Consider the following 4129-nt stretch of genomic DNA (forward strand, 5'->3'; position numbering starts at 1 on the left):
GTCAGAAGTCAAACTCTTGCGCTTCTTGATGCAGTCGCTCATGGGGGAAACCCCCAAGACCGCGCTGCATCGCTTACAAAGGGTGTGAGACTTTTGTCATGTCCTAACTGCCCTGGCGACTGCTATACTATCACAAAACCGCTTCAGAACAGGACTTGTCCCTATAGCTAGCTATAGGGGCACAAATCAAAGTACTGCCCATGATGCTGTATTTGAGGCTCTGTTGGGGTTTATGGCTCCTATATGACGTCTAGCACCACAGCTTGGAACTAGAAAAATCGGGGTACAGCATTGCCGTCCCCGATTGGGTTCTATCGTATTGCACTGTCTTAGTCGCGACCATTAAGGGCAATCAGCAGCCGCAAAATGAACACGAACAAGTTAATATAGGTCAAGTACATTGACAGGGCAGCAGGTAGATACTGGTCATCACGATAGGCGCGAGGCAGCACGAAGAAATCCACTACAGCCGCACCCGCAAAAATAACCACACCGATGCCAGAGATAGCAATTTCTAGAAAGCTGGGTGTGTATACACCAAAGAAGGATAAAACTAGCTGAGCCACCAAGACCACCAGCAAGGCAATCATACCCATCTGGACGGTTTTGGCTAAAGCAAAGCCATCTTCGTCTGAGAGATTAGAACCAATTTGACGGCCAGCCATAAAGGCTACACCACAGCCAAAGGCAGCAATGGCAATGCCTTGCATGCCCACACCCCCTGTTCCGAGGGCAACGAATATTAAGCCACTGAGGGTGTAGCCGGACAAGAGACTGTAACTAGCTAGAAGAGGCAAAGCTACACTGTTGTTTCCGTTCTCAGCCACACCACGGGCAACGAAGAAAAGAATAAATTCGGCAATTAAGGCAGGCAAGAAGGTGGTCATAAATAGCCCTGGGTTGCTTGAAATCACCCCCAGACCACCATAGACACCTAGGGCAGTTAAGACTAATCCACCACCCAGGAAGGGCAGAGCATTAGCAATAACATTCGGACCAACTAGGGCTCGACCTTGAGATTCACGAATTGCTTGACGAAAGTTACTAGTGCTACTCATGAGATTTTAGTCAAGAATTTTCCTGATCAAGTATCAGCATTGATTTATAACTACTTCTATTTTGAACCATATCCGCAATCTTGTGGCAGGAGGGAAAACCGACTGCTAGTACTCCGTCCAAATTGACTTGAGGGGTAAACTCTACTTTTTCGGAATACCTAATACTTAACACCTAATACCTAACACCTAATACCAAAACTAAATTGACAGAATACTAGTTATCCTCTTTGCTAGTTGCCACTTCCGGCTAATTAGGTTAGATATTATACCACATTTAAGACGGTATAGCGATTTCTCACTATCTTCGGGTTCCAATCTGCGTGATTGTACAGAGAAAACAAAAACGGTAATTTGTTTTTTCCGTGAAAGGACGATGGTTCTAAAGGGGAATCTCTAATGACAATGAGTTGAAGATTAATTGCTTAGGCTAAGCCTCGTGTCGTAAATAGGTTTCCACTTCTGGGATATTTTGAGAATGGCTATTGGGTCTGTTGGTTTTCAAGGAATGGAACTTCTGATTGCGTACTACCGAAATCCATCAATTCAACTTCGCAATCAGATAGTAAGATTAAATGCTGGGTTAGTGAGGAAGATTGCTCATATAGTCAGCCAGAAGTGTGCTGAACCTTATGAAGACCTCGAGCAAATGGGTTACATCGGCTTGATTCGTGCTATTGAGCGGTTCGACCCCCATCAAGGTTGTGCATTCAGTTCCTTGGCAGTACCTTACATTCGCGGTGAGATGCTACACTTCTTGCGCGATAGGGGTTCTCTGGTCAAGATTCCTCGCCGATGGCAGGAACTCCAGCAGGCAGGGAAAAGAGTCAGCAAAAAGTTAGCAACTAACTTGGGACGCTTCCCCAGAGATGAAGAAATTGCTAAGGCTTTGGATGTATCACTGCAAGAGTGGCAGGAAAGTAAATTGGCAGTTCAAAATCGTTTGCCTTTAAGTTTGGATGCCACGGTTTCTCAGAAGGTCGATCAACCCATGACTTTAGGAGAGACTCTACCGGATTACTATGAAGAGAATTTACACTATTGGGAAGAAGACCGACAACAGCTCCAGGGTGCCTTGAGTCAGCTAGAAGATAAAACTCAGGCAGCTATAGAGTTTGTTTTCTTACGAGAACTCCCCCGCAAAGAGGCAGCCAAACGAATTGGAGTCAGTCCGATGACAGTGACGCGACATGTCAAAAGAGGAATCCAAGAGTTGGTTACCCTGATGAAATCTCAAGCATCGGAGCGTCTGGCAAGTTAGGAAGAATGAAGAATGAAGAATGAAGAATGAAGAATGAAGAATGAAGAATGAAGAATGAAGAATGAAGAATTAGGAATGAAGAATGAAGAATGAGGAATTAAGAAGGAATAATTAAGAATGAGGAATTAAGAAGGAATAATTAAGAATGAAGAAATTCTAAATTCTAAATTCTAAATTCTTAATTCTTAATTATAATTGCCTTTTTTTGCAAGAAGTGTGTTTACAACCTAGATACAAACCCTATACTTAATTGCTGTCCGTATTGATATCGCAAAAGAGAGTTTGCCAGTCTCGCAAACCATCACTTGCCTCTTTGACTTCAAAGGTGACATTACAAGCCTTGGGTTGCTCTAGTACCTGAATACAAAGTTCAGCAATATCTTCCCGACTTACTTTACCTCGGATATTGTCTCCTTGAGCAAACACTAAGGCTTGACCTCCCGGTTCTTCTGTCAAAGCACAAGGTCTGATGATGGTATAGGAAACGCCACTGTCGCGAACTGCGTCTTCTCCCCGGAGTTTCCAGGTTAGAATTCCCCCCAGTTGATCATTCATTCGTACCGCTGGTGGTTCTTCCTCTAGGTTAATTCCTGGACGACCTGGACGAGTCACCCCGGCTGAGCTAATCATAATGAATTGGGGCTTGGTGATCCCCCCATAGGCTTTAATAGTTTCGAGCTGTAGGACAAAGGAACCTGGAGCAAAGTTTGGGTTCAGTGCGCCATCATATTCAAATTTACTCAGCATTAGCTGTATGGCAAAGATGCGACTGGGGTTGAAGGGAGCAGCATCTTTCAAGGTTTTGGCTCGAAATACCGGAATCAAATCAGCAAAGGGAATAGAAACGTTTATCCACTGATCTTTCTGGGTGTCAAAGGAATAGCAGTAGGCAATGCCATCCCATTTCGATTCATTACGCAATATAAATTTATAGCGTTGACCATCCCCTTTAACTCGCAGTTCTAGTCCTTGGTACTCAGCTAAGTTGAGGGGAGTTGGGAGATTGCGGGTGCGTACTGACACAAAGCCGCCAGAATTTGCTGTTGAGACATTGCCGGTAAACAGGGCAGCCTTGTCGATCAGGCGGATTGAACTCTCGCTGACACCACCCATGACTACATCATCCACAGCACCCCAGGTTTCTTGTAAGTCATCGGAAGGGTTTTGGAAGTCAAATAGGAGTTGTTTCCCTGGTTCGAGATACTCTGCTGCGGCTTGTACTAAGTTCTTGATACCCTGATACTCCAATAGTTCCGGGCTATCGACCACTTCTGGCCTATAGAACTTGATGCCCTGATCGTATTTTTCCCGGTTCGGGGTGTCTCCTTCTACCGGTTGCATCCGCGCTCCTGTACAACACACTATAGCAGTAATGTTCTTGTACAGTGCTGGGGTCAAGGTGTCTGGAATAGTGATATCTGCCTCGAATAGTTCCAGGTTATTGCCAAGGATTTCCCTAGCTTTCTGGGCATTTCTAACTAGGGCACGTACGGGATAATTACGCTCAACCAGACAGCGCACCACTCGCTTGCCTACACCGCCAGTTGCCCCAGCTACCAGTATTACTCCCATATCTTTTCCTCTACCCTGGCTCGATTGTTGATTATTGGCACGACCTGTGAATAATCGCTGTAGGCAGCTCAGGAAAGGAATAACCTCAAAGTAGCTTAGGGTTTTTATGAATCTGCCAGCATCCCATGGGGAGCGATTGTTTTGGGTCATAATCGCCTCAAGTGCATTTTTTCTTCAGTTTATCGAAACCTGAGTTACCCTGAAGGTTACCTTTATAGCAGAAGTCAGAAGTCAGAAGTCA

General features: G+C 45.0%; 3 protein-coding genes. 1 reads left to right on the forward strand and 2 read right to left on the reverse strand.

Annotated elements, in window-relative coordinates; all coding sequences use genetic code 11:
- Positions 1-329: 329 nt before the first annotated feature.
- Positions 330-1058 carry a Bax inhibitor-1/YccA family protein gene (locus F6K37_RS33685; protein WP_008183362.1) on the reverse strand — a complete coding sequence of 243 codons (729 nt, stop codon included), beginning with the start codon at positions 1056-1058 and terminating at the stop codon, positions 330-332.
- A 475-nt stretch (positions 1059-1533) separates the two neighbouring features.
- On the opposite strand from F6K37_RS33685, the gene F6K37_RS33690 reads away from it, so the two are divergent.
- Positions 1534-2316 (forward strand): RNA polymerase sigma factor SigF, encoded by a 783-nt coding sequence (locus F6K37_RS33690; RefSeq protein ID WP_008183364.1) that lies wholly within the window; start codon positions 1534-1536, stop codon positions 2314-2316.
- 246 nt (positions 2317-2562) lie between these two features.
- On the opposite strand, the gene F6K37_RS33695 is transcribed toward F6K37_RS33690, so the two are convergent.
- On the reverse strand, positions 2563-4038 hold the full coding sequence (locus F6K37_RS33695; protein ID WP_008183365.1) for a CIA30 family protein: 1476 nt from the start codon (positions 4036-4038) through the stop codon (positions 2563-2565).
- Between the last annotated feature and the right edge of the window lie 91 nt (positions 4039-4129).

The sequence above is a fragment of the Moorena sp. SIO4E2 genome, assembly GCF_010671945.1.
In the GTDB taxonomy this organism is placed as follows: Bacteria; Cyanobacteriota; Cyanobacteriia; order Cyanobacteriales; family Coleofasciculaceae; genus Moorena; species Moorena producens.

Coding starts and splice junctions, on each gene's coding strand:
- F6K37_RS33695 (WP_008183365.1), bottom strand. CDS start 4,038: ATGACCCAAAACAATCGCTCCCCATGGGATGCTGGCAGATTCATAAAA.
- F6K37_RS33685 (WP_008183362.1), bottom strand. CDS start 1,058: ATGAGTAGCACTAGTAACTTTCGTCAAGCAATTCGTGAATCTCAAGGT.
- F6K37_RS33690 (WP_008183364.1), top strand. CDS start 1,534: ATGGCTATTGGGTCTGTTGGTTTTCAAGGAATGGAACTTCTGATTGCG.